The 22,536-nt window shown below is 59.5% G+C and carries 17 protein-coding genes and 1 pseudogene; 9 read left to right on the forward strand and 9 right to left on the reverse strand.

Going from position 1 to position 22,536, the window contains the following annotated elements; genetic code table 11:
- Positions 1 to 3: 3 nt before the first annotated feature.
- Together X742_RS145265 and X742_RS145260 are read left to right on the forward strand one after the other, a co-directional pair.
- Entirely contained in the window at positions 4 to 603 is a 600-nt protein-coding gene (locus X742_RS145265) for a hypothetical protein (protein WP_024504251.1), read from the forward strand.
- On the forward strand, positions 604 to 3,945 hold the full coding sequence (locus tag X742_RS145260; RefSeq protein WP_156939430.1) for a UvrD-helicase domain-containing protein: 3,342 nt from the start codon (positions 604 to 606) through the stop codon (positions 3,943 to 3,945).
- Positions 3,946 to 4,045: 100 nt separating this feature from the next.
- Here X742_RS145260 and X742_RS1000000174210 read toward each other — a convergent pair whose 3' ends face one another.
- Positions 4,046 to 4,309: a hypothetical protein gene (locus tag X742_RS1000000174210; RefSeq protein WP_198019241.1), complete on the reverse strand. Its 264-nt coding sequence runs from the start codon at positions 4,307 to 4,309 to the stop codon at positions 4,046 to 4,048.
- On the opposite strand from X742_RS1000000174210, the gene X742_RS1000000174215 reads away from it, so the two are divergent.
- The 4 genes from X742_RS1000000174215 to X742_RS145250 all read left to right on the forward strand — a co-directional run bounded on the left by X742_RS1000000174215 (position 4,301) and on the right by X742_RS145250 (position 6,908).
- Positions 4,301 to 4,576, forward strand: coding sequence for a hypothetical protein (locus X742_RS1000000174215; RefSeq protein ID WP_156939432.1), 276 nt, complete (start codon positions 4,301 to 4,303; stop codon positions 4,574 to 4,576). The genes X742_RS1000000174210 and X742_RS1000000174215 overlap by 9 nt on opposite strands.
- Positions 4,576 to 5,052 carry a hypothetical protein gene (locus X742_RS145255; RefSeq protein WP_023774348.1) on the forward strand — a complete coding sequence of 159 codons (477 nt, stop codon included), beginning with the start codon at positions 4,576 to 4,578 and terminating at the stop codon, positions 5,050 to 5,052. Before X742_RS1000000174215 ends, X742_RS145255 begins: the two co-directional genes overlap by 1 nt.
- A gap of 127 nt (positions 5,053 to 5,179) precedes the next feature.
- The gene (locus X742_RS0138080; RefSeq protein WP_128243880.1) at positions 5,180 to 5,524 is read left to right on the forward strand and encodes a hypothetical protein; all 345 of its coding nucleotides are present in this window, start codon (positions 5,180 to 5,182) and stop codon (positions 5,522 to 5,524) included.
- A complete protein-coding gene (locus X742_RS145250; protein WP_023774350.1) occupies positions 5,517 to 6,908 on the forward strand; it encodes a hypothetical protein in 1,392 nt (463 codons plus the stop codon). The genes X742_RS0138080 and X742_RS145250 overlap by 8 nt, the downstream gene beginning before the upstream one ends.
- Before the next feature lie 522 nt (positions 6,909 to 7,430).
- On the opposite strand, the gene X742_RS1000000174940 is transcribed toward X742_RS145250, so the two are convergent.
- Positions 7,431 to 7,754, reverse strand: a complete 324-nt coding sequence (locus tag X742_RS1000000174940) for a hypothetical protein (RefSeq protein WP_198019242.1) — start codon at positions 7,752 to 7,754, stop codon at positions 7,431 to 7,433.
- Between the two features lie 183 nt (positions 7,755 to 7,937).
- Between X742_RS1000000174940 and X742_RS145240 the strand changes: the two genes are divergently transcribed.
- Together X742_RS145240 and X742_RS145235 are read left to right on the forward strand one after the other, a co-directional pair.
- Positions 7,938 to 9,911 carry a PD-(D/E)XK nuclease family protein gene (locus tag X742_RS145240; protein WP_198019243.1) on the forward strand — a complete coding sequence of 658 codons (1,974 nt, stop codon included), beginning with the start codon at positions 7,938 to 7,940 and terminating at the stop codon, positions 9,909 to 9,911.
- On the forward strand, positions 9,908 to 13,219 hold the full coding sequence (locus tag X742_RS145235) for a UvrD-helicase domain-containing protein (protein WP_023774353.1): 3,312 nt from the start codon (positions 9,908 to 9,910) through the stop codon (positions 13,217 to 13,219). The genes X742_RS145240 and X742_RS145235 overlap by 4 nt, the downstream gene beginning before the upstream one ends.
- 97 nt (positions 13,220 to 13,316) lie before the next feature.
- Here the strand turns inward: X742_RS145235 and X742_RS145230 are convergent, their stop codons facing one another.
- From X742_RS145230 to X742_RS145195, 7 genes are all read right to left on the reverse strand, one after another.
- Positions 13,317 to 13,940 carry a hypothetical protein gene (locus tag X742_RS145230; protein WP_023774354.1) on the reverse strand — a complete coding sequence of 208 codons (624 nt, stop codon included), beginning with the start codon at positions 13,938 to 13,940 and terminating at the stop codon, positions 13,317 to 13,319.
- Between the two features lie 483 nt (positions 13,941 to 14,423).
- Complete coding sequence (locus tag X742_RS145225; protein ID WP_023774355.1) at positions 14,424 to 15,047, reverse strand: SMC-Scp complex subunit ScpB; 624 nt, start codon at positions 15,045 to 15,047, stop codon at positions 14,424 to 14,426.
- Positions 15,048 to 15,321: 274 nt separating this feature from the next.
- The gene (gene repC / locus X742_RS145220) at positions 15,322 to 16,527 is read right to left on the reverse strand and encodes a plasmid replication protein RepC (RefSeq protein WP_023774356.1); all 1,206 of its coding nucleotides are present in this window, start codon (positions 16,525 to 16,527) and stop codon (positions 15,322 to 15,324) included.
- Positions 16,528 to 16,682: 155 nt separating this feature from the next.
- Complete coding sequence (gene repB, locus X742_RS145215) at positions 16,683 to 17,669, reverse strand: plasmid partitioning protein RepB (protein ID WP_031248327.1); 987 nt, start codon at positions 17,667 to 17,669, stop codon at positions 16,683 to 16,685.
- A 73-nt stretch (positions 17,670 to 17,742) separates the two neighbouring features.
- Positions 17,743 to 18,951 carry a plasmid partitioning protein RepA gene (gene repA, locus X742_RS145210; RefSeq protein ID WP_023774358.1) on the reverse strand — a complete coding sequence of 403 codons (1,209 nt, stop codon included), beginning with the start codon at positions 18,949 to 18,951 and terminating at the stop codon, positions 17,743 to 17,745.
- Between the two features lie 786 nt (positions 18,952 to 19,737).
- On the reverse strand, positions 19,738 to 20,907 hold the full coding sequence (locus X742_RS145200) for an ATP-binding protein (RefSeq protein WP_023774361.1): 1,170 nt from the start codon (positions 20,905 to 20,907) through the stop codon (positions 19,738 to 19,740).
- A 133-nt stretch (positions 20,908 to 21,040) separates the two neighbouring features.
- Complete coding sequence (locus tag X742_RS145195) at positions 21,041 to 22,249, reverse strand: site-specific integrase (RefSeq protein ID WP_023774362.1); 1,209 nt, start codon at positions 22,247 to 22,249, stop codon at positions 21,041 to 21,043.
- A gap of 74 nt (positions 22,250 to 22,323) precedes the next feature.
- Here X742_RS145195 and X742_RS1000000174220 point away from each other — a divergent pair.
- Positions 22,324 to 22,536: pseudogene (locus X742_RS1000000174220) on the forward strand (DUF1403 family protein); the annotation flags it as partial.

Here is a 22,536-nt window from a genome sequence, read left to right on the forward strand (position 1 = left end):
GCCATGAACAGCAACCCAATCCCTATGGATCAGCTTGACGACATACTGGCCGGCGTGCACCTCGAGCTCGAGGACGGCGCCACCGCTGACCGCATCAATCAGATCGCAAACGAGAACCCGCAACTGCGCGCCGAGATTTTGGCCTTTGCCGCCGAATGGTTCGCTTCGGATGGAAGTGATTTGTCGGACGACATCCTTACCGTTCAGCAGACAGTTTCGGAGCATACAATATTGTTGGAGCGGTTTTGGCAGCTGACGATGCCTGCTGCCATCGACCCGTTCGAGAAACTGTCAACTGATGACCTACTAGCATTGGCTGAACGATGCCGCGTCGACCTGATTATCCTGCGTCAGCTTGTCAGGGGCCGCATTGACGAGACCACCATTCCGGGAAAGTTGATTGCCTGGCTCGCAGACGCCACCGGCGCGAGTATGGCGGACGTCTGGTCACATCTGGCATCGGGTCAGATCAACGCCGCGGCCGATTATTTCGCGCCTTCCGGCAGGCGCACGGGTGCGAAGGTAAGCTTCGCCGAAGCGATCCTACGTTCGGACCTCAGTCCAGATGACAAACAGTTTTGGCTCGCGCACCTGGAAGCTTGATTGGACCAGTTTGCAGCAATTCGCGCACTTGCTCGGGCGCTCAGGAAAGACGCCTCACTGTCGGATTCTCTGACAACGATGGAAGTTGCTCGCGGGGCGGCAAAACACCTCGGGCTCACCATCCGACCACATGAACCGGACTACCACGAGCTGGACGGTGCGCATGGCGCGCTCGATCGTCAGTTCAAATTCATATTCGTGCGCAATGACTTGGCCGATGACGAGCTGGCCGAGGTGATTGCCCATGAGATTGGTCACTTCAAAGTCCATGATGGTGTTGAGAAGGGCTATTATCCCCGCTCAGAAGCGAATGGTGGGGATCCCAGCCAGCGCATTGAGACTTATGGCATCAAGGAGCGCCGAGAGGCCCAGGCCAACAGTTTTGGACGAGAGCTGATTTTGCCGCGGCCGCTCGCCAAACGACTATTTCTGCAAGGAATGAATGCAAGCCGCATCTCTGAAGACCTCAAGGTGCGCTATGACACTACGTTGCAGCAGCTTGCCGACGGCCTGCTCCTGCCTGACGTACAGCCCACTGCCGAGACGTTCAGTCCCGCAAACGACAATTGCAATGAATCGCAGGCCCGTGCGGTCGATCATCGCGGGTCGCCGTTCCTGCTTGGGGCCGGACCTGGAACCGGGAAGACCAAGACCCTCACCGCGAGGATCGTCTCTCTGATCGCGGACAAGGTCCCACCCGAGAAGATCCTGGCTCTTACGTTCTCAAACAGGGCAGCACTGGAACTGGCGGAACGCGTCCAGCGCGTGGCAGGCTCAAGCGCCGTCAATGTCTGGGCCGGAACATTTCATGCTTTCGGATTGGACACGATCCGCAAGCACCACGCGCTTTTCGGTATCTCGGACGATCCAAAGATCGTCGACGCCAGTGAAGGCGTGGCAATGCTTGAGGAGGTCCTGCCCGCGCTTGATCTGAAGCACTACCTCAATCTCTTCGAGCCAGCGCTGGTGCTTAGCGACATATTGCGAGCGATCGCGCGCGCCAAGGACGAATTGTGGACCTGGAAAGACTATGCTCGGGCTGCCGAACAGATGCGCGTGAGGGCACAAACGGATGACGCGATGGTGGCTGCCGAGAAGGCGCGCGAAGTAGCGCTGGTCTACGAGCACTATCAAAACCAGCTCATCAAGGACCGGGCGGTCGACTACGGTGATCTGATCATGCGACCGACACTGTTGATGCGCTCGGACCAGGATTTTCGGGAGGGAATGCGCAAGCGCTTCACCCACGTCCATATAGACGAATACCAGGACGTGAACCGCGCCAGCGCGATGCTTGTCAAGGAAATCGTTGCAGAAGGCAGCAATCTGTGGGTCGTAGGCGACGCCCGTCAGTCCATCTACCGGTTCCGTGGCGCATCCGCGGCAAACATAGCAAGGTTTGAAGCTGACTACTCCGTGGGAACACGGGACGGCCTGGAAGAGAACTACCGCTCAAGCGAAGAGATCGTCGAGGCCTACACGGCCTTTGGCGCGACCATGAAAGTCAGCGCCTTCGCAGGCACCAGCACGCTGCACGCCGCGATCGGTTCGATCGGTGAGAGCCCATCCATTTTTCCATGCGCCGACACCCAGGCCGAGATGGACGTCCTTGCCGGGTCAATCCGCGAGCTCGAGGCAAGAGGCGTTTCGCTTCGCTCCCAGACCGTACTTGCCAGAAGCAACGGCTTGCTTGCCACTGTTGCGGAGGAGCTCCAGGCACGGGGAATACCCGTTCTTTATCTCGGGCCGCTTTTTGAGCGCGCAGAGGTTCGCGATCTGCTTTCCCTGCTTTCGATCATTTCCGACAGCGCGGGCACCGGCCTGGTGCGTATCGCTGGTCTTCCCGAATATCGCATCCCGCTGGAGGACGTGCTGAAGGTCATCGGGACCGCACGCACTACCGAGCAGCGGGTTCTCGATCTTCTCAGAAAAATAGAGAGCTTGAAGGAAATTTCACCGGCCGCGCTTGCCGGACTGATGATGTTGGCCCGCCATCTGCAAGGGACCACCCAAGGCACGACACCCTGGCTAGCGCTTAGCCGGTTTCTTTTTGACACAAGCGACTATGTAAGGACGGTTCTGTCGGGTCAGTCGCCGTCCGATGACCTGCGTCGGGTCGCTGTGCGCCAACTCCTCGATGCGCTGCGCGCCATGCCCCTTCACGGTAAGGGAACACCGATCCGCCGCGCCCTTGATCGCATCCGCCACATGATCATGCTTGCCGACGAGCGCGACCTCAGACAGCTTCCACTTGAACTGAGCGGGCTGGACGGGGTGCGCCTTATGACCGTTCACGCATCCAAGGGCCTGGAGTTCGAGGCCGTCCACCTGCCGGGGCTTTACGCTGGAGCGGTTCCCGCACCAAACCGACCGCCGGCCTGCCCCGCGCCGGTCGGAATGCTAGGCCCCGAGGAGGAGGACGCTCACGAGGCGGAGGAGGAATGCGTCCTCTTTGTTGCCATGTCGAGGGCAAAGAGGCACCTCAGACTCTATCGGCCGACCATGCGAAACGGGCGGAAGGCCAATCCATCAAAATTTCTCGAGCGGGTTCCCGTCGGCCCGGGTCATTCTCTCGCCGGTGTGATCCGCAAATTGCCCCCGCCGAGCTACCACCCTATTCGTCTTCCGGCTGCCCCTGATGAGCTGACAGCAGATGATGTGGAGCGCTACGCCCAATGTCCGCGCCGCTTCTTCTACGCCCGCGTCCTGGGCTTGTCACAGCGATCCAAGGCGGGCGCATATCTTGCCGCGCATGGCTGCGTGCAAAAGGTGATCGCCTTCGTTCGCCAACTCGGCGAAGGCGTCGAATATGATCGCGCCGAAGCCGCTGCGATTTTTGACCAGGCGTGGCGTGAAAGCGAGCTCGAAGAGCATATGTTTGGCGCTGCATATCGCAAGCTGACCATGTCGATGCTTGATCGGTTGCACGCTTCGGCGGCTGGAGCGGCCGCCACCAATGGCCGCCTCTCCACGGCCATTGGTGGCGAGATCGTCGGCCTGGAGGTGGACCGCGTCGTTCGCGACGGCGACAACCACGTTGTCAAGACAATCCGTTCGGGGCGGCAATCGACCGGTGATGCGGATCGGCTGTCAGCGACCCTTCTTCTCAAAGCCGTCGAAGAGACGCTCGGCCCACAGACGCGTGTCGAGAACCATTACCTGCTCCTGGGCTCCGTCGTTGAGATTGGCCAGACAAAGGCGAAGTTCGACAAGCGTCTGGACGACTGCGAGGCGGCGATCGCAGATATTCGGGACGGGCTCTACGAGCCAAGGAAGGACGATTTCCGCTGCCCGCGCTGTCCTTACCTCTTCATTTGCGCCGCGCCGAACGCCGAAGCCTGACCGGGACCTTTCCTCGCCAGCACCGTTTGGCGGCCGAAGCACCGGCGGCGAAATCAATCCTCAAAAAATCTTGGCAGCGGCCTTTCCGCTTTCATTGAGCTCAGCCGATCCAATGTTCAAGGGCGGCCTGTTGCCGTGCCGGAACAGAGGAAACTGATAGATGAAGACTGTAATCTTTTTCACGGCCGGAGCCGAGCCTCCCGATCGCCTCGAACTGGAAGGGGCTGCCGTCGTCGGGGATCTCCTTGCCTTGGCGAAAGAGCGCGGTATCGATGTCGCCGAGCTCCTGATTTTCAAAGAGGACGACGACGAACCCCTGGAGCACCACCACCCGCTCCATGGCCATGACCACCCGGTGTTCCATGCCCACCGCTGCCGCAAGGTCGACGTCACGGTCCACTATAAGATGGAAGCCTTCAAGCACAAGTTTGCGCCCTCGGCGACGATCGCCAAGGTGACGCGCTGGGCCGTGGAAAAGGCTGGCCTTGGCAAGGAGGAGGCCGAGGAGCACGTCCTCCAGATCCATGGTAGCCGTGTCCAGCCGCCGCAGAATGCACATCTGGGCAGCTTCACCGGCGAAACCTGCGCCGTTGTGTTCGACCTGGTCCGCAAGAAGCTGGTGCAGGGCTGATGGCGGCCTTGCCGACAGCCGAGGAAAGGGCGTTCCAGGAACACCTGGAGCGCCCTGATTTCCAGCTCGGCACGATCAAACAACAATGGCGCTTGCTGCGCGTGGCGTGGCCGACTGCCGACTTCGCGATAAGAGCGCGCGACGGCACTGAGTGGGGGTTCCGTTTTCTTCTGGACGGCTATCCAGCGCAACTGCCGAACGCCAGGCCTTGCGACATGGAGACCGGCGTGCCGCTTGCCGCAGAATATTGGCCGAAGGGTTCGGGCCGGGTGGCGGCGGCGTTCAATCCAAACTGGAACGCTGCGGCCCTTTATTTGCCGTGTGACCGAATGGCGTTGCCCGGGCACGAGCAATGGATCGTGGAGCATCCAGAACTGATCTGGAAGCCCGCCCGCGGAATTGTTCATTATGTGGAGATCATTCATGACATTTTGGCTTCGTTCGCTTATTTCGCGCCTGTTCGGCCAGCCGCCTGATCTCTCGATCCCGGTCGAGTTGTGGCTCGAACTTCTTCACGGACTGCGAGCGCGTGGCGGCAACCACCGGGAAAGCGGCGCTTTCCTTCTGGGACCGAATACTGCGCACCGCAGGATCACCTCTATCGTGTTCTACGACGAGATCGATCCTCACGCGTTCGATACCGGCATCATCGAGATCGACGGCGGCTCGATGGCGGATTTGTGGAACATCTGCCGTGAACGTGGCGAGGTTGTCGCGGCCGACGTTCACACCCACCCCGGCAGTGCTGGGCAAAGCGAATCTGATCGGCTGCACCCAATGATCGCCGAGCCGGGTCACATCGCGATGATCCTGCCTCGCTTTGCCGCCGAGCCGATCAGGTTCGAGGAGATCGGGCTCTATCGCTACCTGGGCCGTTTTCGCTGGACCGCACTCAAACGGTCGCTTCTGCGGCCCACACTGCGCATTGAAGGAACAATCCATGGCTGAAGATATCATTGACACCCTGAACAGGTCCGCCAAGCTGTTCATGGACCGCGGCACGGCCGCTACCGCGGAGGAAGCCGAGCAGCGGTTGCATTCTTTCCGGATGCATCTTTTCATCGGCGAGAGCGCAGCCTCGAGTCCGACCCATCAGGCGGCGCTGCTCACCGCTCTCAATTGCGCTCGCCGCACCTTCCTAGGCGGCGTTACGGTGTCGGGCGTCCTGGGCGCGCCTTTGACGTTGCCGGTCGTTGCCGGTGCGACCCTGGCTGACGCGGTAGGACACCTTCAGGGCATCGTCGTCGAGGACATTCCGCAAGGCGTTCCGCTTGTCAGCATCGGAACTCCGCCGGCGATCGATCGCGCGGGTTTTGCTATCAGAACGACCTTCGAAGGCTGGCGAGCCGGCCTGGTGCCGTTCGACGCCCCCGCCCTTCCCGACTCTGCCGAGTTTGCTCCCGCTGGCGTGCTTGCCGGAGCGCTGGCCGTGTCGGAAGTCTTCGCCCATTTCGATGGCGAGCCGATGGCAGGCTACAGATCGATCGGAATGTCGCTATGGGATCTCAAGGGGTCCGCCGATTGGAGATCGCCGGCGTCTGATGGGCCTGTCGCGGTACAGTTCCCATCGGATTTCTGGGTGATTGGGCTTGGCCATCTCGGCCAGGCATTCCTATGGACGATCGGGCTCCTGCCTTTTGCCGATCCGTCAAATGTCCGCCTGTTCCTTCAGGACGTCGACCGGGTCGGGCCGTCGACCGAGAGCACATCCGTTCTCACTTTCGCTACAGACGTCGGGCGGCTGAAGACCCGCATCTGCGCTGGCTGGGCTGAGGCCCGCGGTTTCCAGTCCAGGATGGTCGAGCGGAGGTTCGCTTCCGATCTGCGTGTTGGCCACGACGAACCCCTGCTGGCGCTTTGCGGCGTGGACAACCCCCAGGCGCGAGCCATCCTCGAAGGCGCGGGCTTTGCAACGGTTTTCGAGGCCGGCCTCGGTAGCGGCGTGGAAGATTTCCGCCTGATCAGGACTCATAGTTTCCCAGCGCCAAACAAGGCGCTCGGCATCTGGGCCGACGGCCCGGAAGTGGAAGAGGCGGGGCCTCAAGGAAATGCGCCTGTTGCCCTAGCTGGGCGCCCGCCTGCTTATAAGGATCTCCATGATCGCGGCGGCCTCGACGAATGCGGCCTGACGCGGTTGGGACAAGTGGCGGTAGGCGCTCCCTTTGTCGGCATGATTGCTGCTGCCGTCCTGATTTCGCAAACGATCCGTATGGTCGCCGATGGTGTTCGCCCCACCGTTGCCAATTTGGATCTCAGGGCACTAAAGCATCGCAGCCTCGTGCTGCGCGAAGCTCATGACATCGTTCTGTTTGGCACCGCCGGATCGGCCTGAACAGGATGTCCGCCCAGTCGAGATACGAGTTCCCCCGCCTTTTCTGAAAACCTTTGAATTTTCGAAGATCAGCCAGGCGATATCTGGCTGTCTCGTCGATCTCCTCGAGCAAGAACGTTGCCGCGCTCCTGGCGATCTCGAAATCCCTGACCGAAATCATCCATTGGCGTACGCGATTGTAGATTTCTCGGGGATGCTCATGACGCGCCTCGTTGGAATGATTTTGGAGCTTGGCACGGCGTCAGAGTCTGGTGATCATGGCAAGGGCATTGTTTGCAAACTGAACCCATCGTCTTTCTGCATCTTGATTAGGACCCGGCGGCAGGGTCAAGCGAAGACTAAAGCTGAGGATCCGGAGAAGACATGACCGAAAGCCCGTCTCTTAAGAGCGTGCTCGTGCAAGGATGGCTGGCCTATGCGATGCGCCGCGCTTCGGCAGCACGCGATAGCGAGCATGGGTTGCAGATCATGACGGCCGCGTCTCTGGCGGCGCGCCTTGCAGGTGGCCTGCTGCGGCCTGCTTCACGCGAAAGTATCGAGGTCGGCGTGCGCACGGCACTGGCTCGTGCGGATCTGCTCGACGAGATTTTTCCAATACGCGATCTTCCAGGCGCGGCAAGAGCTATCCTGCGCACACTTGGGGATGTCTGGCGCGCCGGTTATGACCTCCGAAGCGCAGACGCAGCGTCTAAACCACGTCTGCGGGATTTGGCGCGGATCGAAGATGAAATGCGTCTTCATCTGCAGCCGGGAGAGTTGCTCTTGCCCGATCTTTGCCGGTTGGCGCGCGAAGCCGTGCGGTTTGGCCCGCGCGTGATCGGATCGCTTCGTCTTGAAGGGGTCCATGCTGTCGATCCAATCTGGCGCCCGCTGATCAACGATTTGTGCGACACGATCGATGTCGAGTGGATGGCGCCGCCCTGTTGCGATGCGGCTTGGTTTAAAGGCAGGCTCCGGCAGGCTTCTAGGGGCCAGGGAACTCGACGCGACATCAGTTGCGCCGATCCCTATCACGAGGCCTTGCAAGCCATGCGCTGGGCTCGCGCGCTGCTTTCCTCCGGCAAGGCCAAAGCAGGCGAAATCGCGATCGCAACGACGGCTCCCTTCGCATGTGATGACTATTTGCTGGCGCTGGCGAGCGGCTCCAGCCTACCGCTCTGTTTCGTGCATGGCCGGCCCGCGCTTGCAACCAAGGACGGGCAGCGATGCGCGGCACTTGCCGACGCTCTGCAAGGTGGCCTTGGCCAGGCGCGCATTCGCAGGATGCTGGCGCTCGCCGTCAACCAGGGAACCGTCCTCGATGGCCTGCCCGATGGCCGTTTGCCGGTCTCAAGCGAAGCGTCGCTGTCGAGCGCCGCAGAGTGGGAGCGGGCGCTGACCGCCAACGCGTCAGTTTCATCGATTCTGATGCCTGTCATCAGGCTGCTGGAAATGGGGACAAGCCAGGCCGAAGCAGCCGGCAAGCTGCTGCTTCGGGGACGGGCCCGCAATCTTTGGGACGATGCGCTACGCGCCGCGCCGGCGTCAGCGCTGATGTTTTCACTTCAGGCGCTGCGTGTGGCCGACGACCGCGATCCAGCCGATTCAATAGCGTGGTGCTCGGTTGACCAGCTGGCCGCCGCGCCACGCCGCTTTGCCTGGCTGATGGGGCTCAATACCAAGTCATGGCCGCGCGACAGCGGCCGTGACCCGATGCTTCCAGGTTACATCGTGCTGCGGGCGCTGATCGATCCGGATCCGCTGGAAACTTCTGACCGGCGCTGCTTTGAAAACGTCGTGGCGACTGCGCAGCTGGCGGTGCTGTCTAGCGCCAGGCTTTCCGGGGACGGCAAGCGTATCGGGCAAAGCACGCTGCAAGCATCGACCGAGACTTTGGAAATCGTGCCGCGCGAGCAGCCGGCGCTTCACGCGCTTACTGAGGCCGATCGGCTGCTAGCCCGGCCGCAAGATCGCGCCGACAATCCCATGGTGAGCTCCGCAATAGCGGCCTGGAACGACTGGCGGTCCGCAAGGCTGACGCCCCATGATGGTATAGTCGGCGGCTCACACCCTGCTCTGTCGTCGCTGCTTGAAAAGCCCCAGTCCCCGACATCCCTGTCGCGGCTGTTGCGCGACCCGCTGGCTTATGTCTGGTACTACGCGCTTGGCTGGCGCGACCTGGTTCACAAGGAACGTGGGCTTATCCTTCCAGCCGACGACATGGGGCGGCTCGTCCACGAGCTGTTGCGAAGGACAGTCGACCACCTTGAGCCGGAGCCTGGCTTCAAGGCGGCCGCGCGCCACGAAGTCGAGGACGCATTGGCAACCGCGGCCGCTCATGTGCTTGCGACCTGGCCGCTTGAGACCAATGTTCCGCCGCCGGTTTTGTGGGAAAGCACAGTCCGGCAAGCGGTCAAACTCAGCCTCACCGGCCTTACCTTTGAAACGTTGACGGAGGCCGACACCCGCTCCTGGACGGAAGTCCCCTTCGGAGGCGGCGCCCGCGAGGCTGCATTAAGCACACCTCTGCCCTGGGATCCCGAGCAGCCGGTCGTCCTGCCGGGTACCGACATCCGCATTCAGGGTGCGATCGACCGCCTTGATCTTCGTACCGTCGCCCAGGCTGTTCGGGTTACCGACTACAAGACGGGCCAGAGGCCCAAGGCGCCGGACAAAATAAATATTGGCGGCGGCGCCGAACTGCAGCGGGTGCTCTATTCGCTTGCCTGCCGGCAATTGCTTCCAGACATCACCAGGGTTGCTGCCCGGCTGATCTATTTGCGGCCACCGGTAAAAGCTTATGCGCTTGAGAACGGACAGCAGCTTGGGGATCTTGTCGCGAACTGGGTAAGGCAGGCGCGCATCGTCCTTGAAAATGGCGTTATCTATCCAGGCGTTGCGGTGATGCCCGAACGCTTCGGCAAGATCGCTTTGCCGGCGTCGGCCAGTTACGTCGACCGGAAGTCGAGCGCCATAAGAGAGGCTGCCGGTCGCGACCTTGCCGCATTCTGGGGGTCGAAATGACAAGCAGGCCGGACGACCGGGAGCGCTGGCGCGCGCTGACAGACTTGGACGCCACGCTCCTTGTCGAGGCATCTGCCGGAACGGGCAAGACGTCGTTATTGGCAGGGCGCGTCGTGATGTTGCTGGCAGCCGGGCGCCTGCCTTCAAGCATCGCAGCCATTACCTTTACCGAGCGAGCTGCGGGCGAATTGCGGGCGCGAGTGGATAAATTCGCCAGCATGCTGATCAACGGCATGGTGCCGAAGGACCTTGCACCGGCATTTAGCGAGCAGCCGCTACGTGACGATCCAATCGAAGCCCTGCGCAATGCAAGACCACAGCTTGGCGATCTGACAGCCTCAACGATCCATAGCTTTTGCCTCGAGATATTGCAGAGCTACGCCGTGGAGGCACGCGTCGACCCGGGCGCCGTCGTCATGGATGCCGAGCAGACCGATCTTGCCTTCAAAAGCATTTTCGACAACTGGCTTGGCACAAGGCTCGGGCTGGCATCACGGCCTGACGACCCAATCGTCGTGATGGCCGCGGACGATCCGAAGCTGGCGGTCAAGACACTGACGGCGCTTGCTAGGTTTCGCCGCTCTTATCCTGAAGCAAGGCCACTCACGCCCGCTGCCTATGGCGGCTTGGTGCATGAGCTGTTCGACGCCATCGCTGAATTCCGGCGCTGGATCAGCCGGGTGCCGGCCCCGGATGAGGCATTTGAGGATGTCACGGCTTTCGAGGCGCTTGCCAACGCAATCTCGGATGCGCGCTCGGATGGGCTGCCGTTCTCGCAACTGTGGTCACTGGTTCAGGTCAAGAGTCCGACCCTTTCGCGACGCGATGGCCACAAGCTCGCGCGCTACAAGCTTCGGCAAAACCATTGGGACCGTTCAGCCGGCAAGAGCGAGGGCCCCTTGCTGGCGGAAGAAGGAAGGCAGCACTACGAGCGTTGCGCGCGATTGTTCGGCGATTGCATGGCAACGATTGCCGATACGCTGCTTGCAGGTTTCTTCGGTGAGACAGACGGGCTTCTCAAGGCCTTCGAGACGTTCAAGCGCGATGCGGCGGTTTTGGATTTTGACGACATCTTGATGCGCACGCGCGATCTTTTGCGTTCGAACGAAAAAGTGCGTGAAGATGTCGCCAAGCGTTACCGGCACATCCTGGTCGATGAATACCAGGACACAGACCCGGTCCAGACAGAAATCTTGTTCCTGATCACGAGCGAGACAGGCAGCGCGGTCGCATGGGAAGAGCGCATCATGCGGCCGGGCGCATTGTTCATGGTGGGCGATCCGAAACAGGCGATCTATCGCTTCCGTGGTGCGGACCTCAAGACTTATCTGCGCGCACGCGCGGCGGTAGAGACCCAGTTTCAAGGCAATGTCCTTCAGATCAAGGCAAACTTCCGATCGGGAAAGAGCATCCTCGAGCATGTCGACCAGGTTTTTGCGGAACGCTTGACCATACAACAGGGCGGCTACGTCACGCTGGCGGCGACAGTCGCGGAAGACCTGGACCGAATCCAGAGTGTCGCGCGATTGAGCTACGACGTTGCCCCCAACGCCTATGCCGACACCATCCGCGATGTCGAGGCAAAAGCCGTCGCCGAGCTTTGCGGCAGGCTGATTGGAAATGTGATGGTGCGACGATCGAGCGGCAAAATTGCCTTGGCCGAGCCCGGCGACATTGCGCTTCTGGCACCTCGCCGCACGGGGCTCTGGCGATATGAGCGCGCCTTGGAGGAACTGGCGATCCCGGTCGCTTCCCAAGCGGGCAAGAACCTTTACCGGCGTCAGGAGACGCAGGACTTCGTTGCCCTGGTCAGGGCGCTGGCCGACAGCCGAGACACGTTGGCGCTGGGAGCGGTTTTGCGAGGCCCTCTTGTTGGACTGACAGAAAAGGACCTTCTCGATATCGCCACCGCTCTCAAACAGCACGACGAAAAGGCCTTCCTTGACCTCAACACCGATCTGTCGCTTGTCCATCACCCGGTGGCCAGAGAGGTTCTTACGATCCTGCAGGATCTGTGGCGAAAGCGCCGCTCAACGACGCCCCACGCAATCCTTTCAGAAGCGATCGAGCGGCTGCGCGCAATGCCCAGCATTGCAAGCCGAAGCGATGAGGAGCGGGCACGCTCCCTTGGCAATATCGGCGCCTTGCTGGAGCAAACACGCAGCTATCATGTGCGCGGCTTCAAACAGCTGGCGATCGATCTGGCCGGCGACTGGGACGCCGGCGCGCCGACGGATGAGGCCCCATCCGACGCCCAGCGCAACAGCATTGATATCGTCACGGTGCACAAGGCGAAAGGACTGGAATGGCCCGTCGTCATCCCGATCAATTTCGTCACCATGCCGGACGATGCAAACGACTTCTTTCACCGCTCAGCCGACAACAGCGTACACTGGACGCTGGGCGATATCATTTCGAGCACGCTTGATGAGACAGTTGCGGCCGATCGAGCGGAGGCGGCGCAGGAACATGAGAGGCTGTTGTATGTCGCATGCACCCGCGCCCTCGACCTGCTCGTTCTTCCCGCGCCCGGCTGGTCACCTCTTGGCGGCTGGGCAAAATTCCTCGATCTGGGCCAGGCATCGCTTGCCGAGATAAGACATCCTACCTCAAAGCCCCGCAACATGCGGTCACCACTGACCACCAACAGTCAGACCTCGCAGCTGTTTGCCGAGGAAAGCGAGCATATCGAGGTCTCCAATCCGCGCATCAGATGGCACCGACCGAGTATCGACGATGTCGACCGCGAGCTTATCGATCGGGCAGGAATCGACACGTCAGAAAGTGGCATTCAATCCACACCAGACGCCCTTGTTGAAGGTGCAGGGGCGCTCCGCGGCATTATCTTACACAAATTGATAGAAGAGCTCCTCACGCAAGTCGTTGAGCCAGATCCCAACCATTTGGAAGGCCGTGCCCAAGTCCTCGCGGGCCAGCTGATTACCGCAGATGCAGGAAGACCAGCTCCGGCCGAAATGGCCGCGACCGCGATGCGCACTTTCACGCTCCCTGGCTTGAAGCCCTATATAGCCAACATGGTGCCCGAAATCCCCCTATACGGCGTCCGATCTGAAACATTGCTCGTATCTGCCCGTGCCGATGCGATAGCCTTCGACGCTGGCGTCGCTGTCGCTGCATTCGACTGGAAGAGCGACATTGCGCCATCGCCGGCCGACCGCCAGGCCTATGCGGGCCAGTTGCTGGAATATCTCGAGCTTCTGGCGCTTGATCGGGGTGCAATTGTCTTCATGACTTCAGGTGAAATCCAGTGGGTCAACCGCAAACGCACAACCAGCGGCAGCGAATAGGCAACTGGCATCGCGGCCAGAGGCGCCTCCCCTAAGGACGCCGGCACTTCGCCAGGAGATGCACGGCGCTGCGTACTTGATGGCGCCCTGTCTTTTCTCAAATCGGGCGTTGAGCGAAGGCGGCTTCGATATGCTCGACCATGGCTTCAGCGGCCTTCTCGAGTTCGGCCAGGTCATCCTTGCTTATCGAACGCTCCTGGCCTTCATGGTCGTAGCCGTAGCGATGGACGCAGTCATGACGAACCGGCAAAAAGGCCATCAGCGTCGCCTTGACTAGTTTGTTGGGGAAGATAGTGAAGCCCAAAGCGCCCCGGTAGTAATTATCTATTTTCACAAAGTTATGGTAGGGCAGCTCACGCAGGCGTGTGAGCACCCAGTCGCGGTATGCGGCAGGATTGGCCGCCAGTTCGGTGACCGGGATCTTTTCGCCGCTCCATTCCTTGTTGTTCTTCACCAATGCCGACATTGCCGCCGTTTCATCCATGACGACTTTGATCAACCGATCGCTGAGATAAGCCTCCATTGCGGAGAAATATTGAACAAAGAGCATTCTGTTCAACGCCCGGATCGGGCTTTCCAGCCCGCTCGCGATGTAGTCGATGTCATAGGTCGCAAACTTGAAAATCGTCGCGGGATCACGGATCAACTCCTGCTTGTGATCGGCGGTGGCCTTCGCGAAATCTTGCAGCAGCTCATCGGCAGGTTTTTCAATAGCGCCCATGAGGATGCCATATGCTCCAAATACCTGTGGACGCAAGTCATCTAAGCCTTAGTACTCAATCCGCATTGTTAACAAGCGTACGCAGCAATCAAGAAATATTTGACGCGATCGTAGGAAGGCGAGTGGCAAACAGGGCGGCGGCTGAGTAATTTCCCTTATGACCGGTTTGCCGTCAACGGCAAGCTATATGCTTCACAGCTGACTTCGGCCGAATTGCCTGGCGGTCTATGATCGTGCGGTGTTGGATAGACTTTCATCGACATCCGCCGAAGGCCTGATCCGCAACTCCCGGCTCATTCATGCTCCGCAATCGCTCAGTGTCTCGGCTCGCAAAGCATAGCGCTAAAACAGAAGTCGCCACACAGTTTTAACCGCTCTTGATGGAATACATTTTGCCAGTGGTCTGACTGGCGATCGTTTCACGATTAATCACCTGGTGTGGCTTGGGAACTGTCGCTATGGTCGAGATCCAGGGACAACGGCTCAAGATATTTCGACTTCCATGACCTCGGTCACCGACCCTTCTTCTTCGTCGCGATTTTCTCTGCCCGCCAATCCTGTCACAATATCTCCCGCCAGCAGTTTCTCCTTTGAAAGCAAGCCGGCGTCCTCGAGCGCCTCGAAATCCGGCAGCTGGCGCAGCGTGTCGAGCCCGAACTGCGACAGGAACGTTTTCGTCGTCACATAGGTGTAGGGCGCCTTCGGCTGCGGGCTGCGCGGCCCCGAGGCGATGAGGTCCTGCCCGCGCAGCACGCCGATCAGGTCGCGTGACACCTCCTTGCCGAAGAAGGACGACAGCTCTCCACGGGTGATCGGCTGGAAATAGGCGATACACATGAGGACAAGAGCCTCCGACTGCGACAGCTCTTTTTCGCCCTGGCCGCCTTGCTGGCCGAAGGCGGCGCGGATGGCGTCGCCAAAAATTTTTTTGGTCCGGTGCTGCCAGCCGCCGGCGACCGCAACCAGCTCGTAGGGGCGACCGGTGAGTTCGGCGCGGATGTCGTCGATGACCAGCTCGAGATTGCAGCTTCTGCCAACGACCCGCGCCAGTGTCTCGCGCGGCACCGGTTTGCTGGCCGCAAAGATCACCGCTTCGACCCGGCCCATCCATTTGGAAGGCGGCGTCGGCAACGTCAGACGTGCTGCCGGCGACGACGGCCCAGGCCGGCACGGTCGGCGGCGCGGGGCTGGTCGCAAGATCGAGGCGAATCATGATTTGGAGGGTAAAGCTGCTGTGCGCTTTGTGCCATCACTTTCGCAGCAAAACGCACAGCTTGTCGGAATACTACAACGAATGATAATCTTGCATTGTCGAAATCTTGGAAGCGTATCCACAAAATGCTACCTAACACGGTCGTCAAGCACGCGGCGCTCGCATTTCTCATCCGGCCATCCTCGCCGTCACGCCATTCGCCTTCAGCGCCGCCATCAGCATCGGTCCGACGGAAAACTGCCCTGCCCTCGCCTTTTCGGTCAAAACCCGCAAATAACCGCCGGCCGAGTTGATATGCTGCGCCCGTTGCAAGATGCAGGCAATCACGATGGGAGCGACCTCCTGGCCCATTACATGGCAAGCCTCCTCGTATGCTGAGGGCGATATACCAAGGTAGCCTCGCACCTGGGCCGCGGTGATCATCAAATCGCGCCAGTTTCCGATCCCTCGCACGGCATAGTCTGAAATTTCGGGGCAAGCTTTCAGCACAAGTCCTATCGGATAGCTTTTCGGCTTCTCGTCGGTTGTCTGCCTTGGTTCGACCGCTGCCCTGCTTTTCTCTAAAGCCGGTTCAAATACAAAAATAGAGTCTGTGTTTGAATCAGATTGCTGCCGCTCATTTTGGGACTCATTGGCGCTAGGATTCGTGGAATTCATGAAGTTTTCCAGCATCATATCCACATCGTCATGAAGTTTGGTCAGCTCGGCAACAATTGCCTCCAATTCGGACAGCCCTGCCCGCCGCGGGATTGCATCTACAATGGCCCTAAACCGTCTCCAGGCGGCTCCCCAGTCGCCAGGAACGCCCTCCTCGATCGCAGCCTCGACGAGTTTGTGGATGTCACGACGATGGAGCGTAATCCGCTCCCTCATTAACCTGAGCGCCTGGCTGTCGGCGCGCACCTGTTCGGCAGCATGCTGAAACTCAGCGGCCCGCGTCAGCAGCGGCGCCAGCGAAAATCCGAACGCTTCCGCAATAGCACCACCTTTTCCCTTCCGGGCGAACCTTTTGCCGTTTGGACTGTCTCGACGGATGATCAGGCCACAACTTACCAGCTCGGCCAGGTGTCGTCGCAACGTGGAACTGGGCATGCCGTGTGCGCGAAGCGACAGCTGCGCATTCGAAGGAAAGACCATCAGGCCGTTTTCCTCGCTGATCTGGTCGTCCGGATAGAAGGACAGAAGCCCGCTCAGCACAGCCAGAGCGCGATCTCCCACACCTACAATGGTCTTGCCTTCACATAGCCAGCGATAGACTTGCCATTTTTCGACAAGAGCTCCTTCAGGGATCTCTCGTGCTGCCGTGTTCGCCTGCACCAAGGCAAGCGTCATCGGCCGCCGCCCAAAGGGCGTCGTTGCGTATCCACTCTCCATTTCCCTCACCTTTCAAGAAGGCAAAAGAAATCCGCTCGCCGAAAACCGACGCTATGTCTCTTGACAGTGATTCGCGAAAATGAGATTCTCGAAGTGCGATCTACGAGAAGGGCTTCCGCGACGGCGACGTTCGGGGGCCTTTTTCTTTTGCGGTTTTAGTCTCCTGTTGCTGCTTTCTCCGACTTTCTGAAGGCCTCGTAGAGGCCTTGCAGATTGTCGGAAATCCAAGTTCCAAAGCGGCTGCCATCCGTCTCCTTTACGGCGATCGTGACGGCCTTCCCTACTCTCTGAACGCTGACGCTAACCGACTGGTCATCCGGAGCCCACGATTGCGCGCCGGGCTTCACATTGGCCTTGCGGACGCGCTTGTCCTTTGCGTTCAGGGCCATGAACAACTGCTCAAAGCGTCGGTTGCTCTCTAGCCCACTGAATTCGGGTTCGGAGAGGATTTCATCGACCATGTCCGATTTCTTGCCGACGAGCAGCGATAGCTCAACCCACCGCTCGCGGCCTATAGACGGAGCTGATCCAATTTTACTTATGACAGATGGCTGGATCCGTGTAGCAACCGACACCATTTTTGAGACGGCGGAGGCGTTCGCAGCCAATGCCGAGGAGATGACATCTCTGTCGTAATTCAACTCCTCGAGACGCTTTGCGAACATCGCCTTCTCGATAAAACTGAGATTTGCTCGGGCAGAATTTTCCTGGCCCTGAGCAATGACATGAGCCTTGTCGTCAATCTCCTTGATGACCGCCCTAACCTTCCGTCGGAGATCTCGGGCCACCCGGACGCGCCGATGCCCAAAGACGATCATGAAGCGACCTTCGATGCTCGGGTGGGGGCGCACAAGAATGGGGGAATCCTGACCCCTCTGCTGAATCGCTTCCAGCAGTTCCTGATACTGTTCCCTGTCGTCATCCATGCGATCGGAAACGAAAGAGCCGTCAATAGCATTCGGGTCGAGTTCGACTACATGCTCACCTTCAAGGTACGCATCCGCCTGCTTTGCCAGTTCGTTAACGGAGCGGATCATGGATTTCGAAGCACCGCGAATCGGATAGGCCGCAGTTGAGCTAGATGTCAGCTGGTCGTCTGCCTCTGTCTCTGCGAGGCCGGAAAGAAGATTCTTACGTGCCATCTTAGTCTACCTCCGGACACAACCTAGTCTGTTGAAAGCACTGCGCAAAAGTCCCTTTTTGTCAGCGGACAAGTCAGCGCCCCCATGCTTTATGTATCAACGTAGCGATTTCTCCGTTTACGACATCGAGTGCATCCATTGCCCGCTCGTATGTGGAACGAGTCATTGCGTTTTTTTCGACTTCGTAGAGGCTCTGCTTGGTAATCCCCGCATCAGAAATCGCCGTGGATTTCAGCATCTGGTTCTTGAGGATGAACTCACCAAAAAGCGTGTGGAGGAACGCCACCATTTGCGCCTGCGGCTGATCCGTCGGCTCGTATCGCGTTATAAGATAGCGATACCACTCCAGGTTCACCTCGGCACCCGCTGCCCGGATTGGCTCCAGAATATTCCCGAGCATCAACAGGAATTGGCCCATTGACATGACATCGAGCATCTGCGGATGGATCGTTATCAAGACTGACGTTGCCGCGGTCAACGCTGTAATCGTCAAATAGCCCAGTTGCGGTGGGCAATCGATAACGACGACATCATATAGGGCGTCGACCTCACCCAATGCCGTCGAGATGCGCGTGAAGAAGGCCCTCCCCACGTTAGACGTCCTGTCCGTCATCGCCAAAGGCGTATCGTATTCGAATTCTTGCAGCTCAAGGTTCGCTGGGACGATATCCAATCCTGGGAAATTTGTTGGCCTGATGATTTCCGATAGAGAAACCTTCTCGTCGTCATAGCGGATCGCATCGTAAAGCGATTTCGTCTGGTCGAGTTCTGCCTGGAACCCGTGCAGTGAAGACAGCGACGCCTGGGGATCAAGGTCGACAGCCAATACACGGTGTCCCGTCAGAGCGAGATACTGGGCGAGATGAGCTGCTGTCGTTGTTTTGCCGCTACCTCCCTTGAAGTTAACCACAGCTAGGATTTGAAGTTTCTCGCCCGACCGACGATGGGGAACATACATGCGGGTATCGGAACGCCCGTGTTGGTCAAGGTATTGGCGTAGCTCGATCATCTGCCCGGCCGTGTAGGATCGTCTGCCAGAAGACGAGGTTTCAGGTACAGGGCCTTTGCCTTCTAGATGTAGTTTCTTTAGATGGCTCTGAGAAACACCGAGATACGTGGCTACCTCCGCCAACGAAAAAGAACGCAAACTCTTTTTGGCGTGGGGAGGAAAACGCTGCATCGAGAGAAGGTGCAGCTTCTTTGATATCTGATCGCCCTGTTCGAGAATGCGTTTCTCGAACAGCAATGGGGTTTTCGCGGGAACGGGCGAACTCACGTTCATTCGATCAAGACTCTCTAAAAACGATTTTTGGCGGAATGTGGCCAAGCAACCGTCATTATGTCCGATTCGTTCGTGCCGGCAAGAAGTTTTAAGTTAACAAGAGGTTAATGCCCTCTGATCGCATTCTGCGCGGCATAATGAATATAATCTGATTCAAAGAATTGAATAGGCTGCGCAATTTGCCGATTTTGTCAGCGGACAAGAAACCTCAATTCTTGAAGTTGCCCTTTGGCACCAGCAGGAGCTTCCAGTTCGGCCGGGACCACGTGCTGGGCATCGCCTAGCAATAGACTTCAGCAAGGCCGACGGTGAGTGAGGACCCGTTTCAACAACATGCGCGTTGTAGTCGGCCCGAACTGGTCAGCCACGATGAGCAGTAGTAACTCGGCCTCAGCGATCGCCTTGTCCTGCCCCAGTTCGGCGATCGACCAGCACGAAGGGCCGCGGCTCTCGTCCGTCCATTTTATGGACATAAGTCGAGTTGGCAGGAAGCGATCGAGGTCATGGGACACGACAACACTACAGTAACCGGCGCGGCCATCTCACACCGGGGCAGCCAGATCAACAGCAAAGGCGGCTCTCTCAGAAATCCACGGAACGGGCATGAAACGGGTAATTTCTGAGCGGACTAATGCTCATCGCACTGTTTCGGGCGATGATCGACGCGCAGGCTAGGCCGCGACTAACGCTTTGAAAGACCTCAGTGGGTCAGCGACAGGGTGAAATGCCGTAAAAGCGCTGTGTGCTGGATGGGGGTCGTAGGGGACAGAGAGCCGGGCGAAAAGCCTATCCGCCAATTTCGGCCAGCGTTTTCGCAAGGATATGAAGCGGTACCGCCTCGACGTCATGTTTCAACGGGAAGCGCTCTGCTCCTGGATAGACCACGAGGCGACGGCTCGGATCTACGTCCTCGCACGCCAAATGAAAGCCCTTCTCCACTTTTGGTGTCAGGCTGCGCTTGATTTCGATCGCCCAAGGGCGGCTGCCTGGAGGGGTCAAGAGGAGGTCAATCTCGGCGCCGGCGGATGTGCGATAGAAGTTGGCTTCTGTGCCCGACGGTGCGACCGCAATCAATGTCTCAATGACAAAACCTTCCCAACTGGCGCCGGCCACGGGATGGGCGAGAACGTCCTCAAGGGTTGTCAGTCCAAGCAGCGTATGTGCAATGCCACTGTCGCGCACGTAAACCCGCGGCGACTTGACCAGACGTTTTCCGACATTTGCATGCCACGGCTCGAGCCTTCGCACTAGCAGCAGATCGACTAGCAGGTCCAGGTACGAGGCAATTGTCTTGCCATCGACTCCGAGGGCCCGGGCAAAGTCGGCAGCGTTGAGGAGGCCGGATTGATGATGTGCCAGCATGGTCCAGAAGCGGCGCAGCGTTTCGGCCGGAATACGAGGCCCGAGCAGCGGGATATCGCGTTCGAGGTAGGTGCGGATGAAGTCCTGCCGCCACCGCTGACTGGCGCGGTCGCTCGCCCCCAGAAAGCTGTCGGGAAAGCCGCCGCGCACCCACAAAGGGTTCAACTGTTCGGCCGGCACCTCCAGTCCATCAATGGGATGCATTTCAAGATAGGCGATACGGCCGGCGAGCGTCTCGCCAGTCTGCCTGAGGAGATCGATGGAAGCGGAACCCAGCAGCAGAAAGCGCCCGGTCCTCTTGCCGCTGCGGCGACCGCGATCGATCAAGCCACGAAGATTTTGGAAGAGGTTTGGAAGCCGATGGACCTCATCGAGGATCACCAACTCGTCTTCGTGCTCGGCAAGGTAGAGCTCCGGTTCCGCGAGCTTGGCTCTGTCCGCATCGGACTCGAGATCGAGATAGATCGACGGCCGTGTCTCGGCTATTTCGAGCGCAAGCGTAGTCTTGCCAACCTGGCGCGGCCCAATTAGCGCCATCGCTGGGATGGTGTCTATCAGTTCGGCGAGTTGCGTTTCGATCCGACGCTTTATCATCCTAGCAATTATGGAGTGCAATTCCTGATTTGCAAGGAGAGAATGGCGAAATCGGTCAGTGTTGAGTTATTGGCCCGCAACGCCCGAATTTGGGAGAGGTATGCCAGATTGGCAGGGGAGCGGACTCCGTCTTCTACAGTCCCGACGCCTTGGTGAGATTGATCCGAAACCGGTCGCGCCTTCGCTGATATCTGCGGGTCATCTCTGCGCTGGTGTGGCCGAGTTGCTGCTGCACATAGCGCTCGTCGACCTCGGCCGAGGAGGCGAGGCCAGCGCGCAGCGAATGGCCGGAAAACTTCTGGCCGCGTTCGCCTTCCGACAGGTCACCGCGCACGCCGGCAGCGAGCGCCGCCCGCTTGACCAGGCGCGCCACCTCCTGGTCGTTCAATCGCTCGGCGCCGACAGCCTTGCCTTGGCCGGTGACGCGTCGAAATAGGGGTCCGTGCCCAATCCGTGCAAGCTTCAGCCAGGTCTGCAGGGCGGCCATCGGGCAGGTAGCGTCGGAGGAGCCACGACCGATCTCGACCTCGCGCCAGCCAGTCTTGCCGCGCAACGTCACCAAAATACCTTTGTCGAAAATCTCGACCCAACCGCAGCCATCCTCGGTCTGGTCACGCCCGAGATCGAGGCCGACGATTTCCGAGCGCCGCAAGCCGCCAGCGAAGCCAATCAGCAGCATGGCGCGATCACGCAGGCCGCGCAGCGTGCCGCGATCGAGCGTTTCCAGCATGGCGATCAAATCCTCGGGCAGAATGGCTTCCTTCTGCAGGGGAGGGGAGGCGTGGGTGTTGCGAATACCGGCGAGCACGGTGGCGATGTGGCGGTCTTTCCTGTCCAGTGGTTGGCCACGTTGAGTATAATTCCAAGACAGCGAAGAAAGGCGGCGCTCGATCGTCGCCACCGATTTTTTGTCCCGACCAGATCCCGATGCTTGCGCGGCGATGTAAAGGCCGACAGTCTGAGGATCGGGCGGCAACACCTCGATGTTCTGGCGGCGCGCCCAGGCGCAAAAATGCTTCCAGTCGGCGGCGTAGGCACGCCGGGTGTTGGCGGAGCTAGCCGCCTCAACGTAGTCGCGGGCGCGATCGGCGAGTTTTCCCAGATGCGCCGGCAGGCCAAACGTTGGCGCCAAACCGGACGCCGGCAGCGGGGCAGGGGACTTTTCGCCATTCTCGGGATCGTCCGCGGTCTGGCTCATAGCGAGCACAACATCGACAATATCAGGCAGGTCGCCGGCCGACGTCTGCGCCGCGGGTTGATCGACATCGGCCCCCGCGCTGCGCGACGATGCGGAGCCCTGCTGAGGGTGATTTCTTGGCTTCTGCTCGACGTTTTGGGCCATTTTTCTACTAGAGAGGAATACGAACGATAATGCAACATTATCGTTCGTTTTGTTGCTCCGACAGGCTGTGCGTTTTGGCGCAAAGCCAATGGCGCAAAGCGCACGGCCGCTTTACCCTCAATTTCATGATTCGCCTTGATCCGGCCACCGCCAAGCCAACGTTGCCGCCGACCATCCCGGTCTGGGCGCTCGCCACCGATGGCGCCTCCAGCGACGCTGACGCCGCCTTCGCGGCCGGCGCCGCCCTGGGCGCGCTCGACACGCTTGCCCGCGGACAGCCTGCCTGG

The organism is Mesorhizobium sp. LNHC229A00 (assembly GCF_000502415.1).
Lineage (GTDB): Bacteria > Pseudomonadota > Alphaproteobacteria > Rhizobiales > Rhizobiaceae > Mesorhizobium.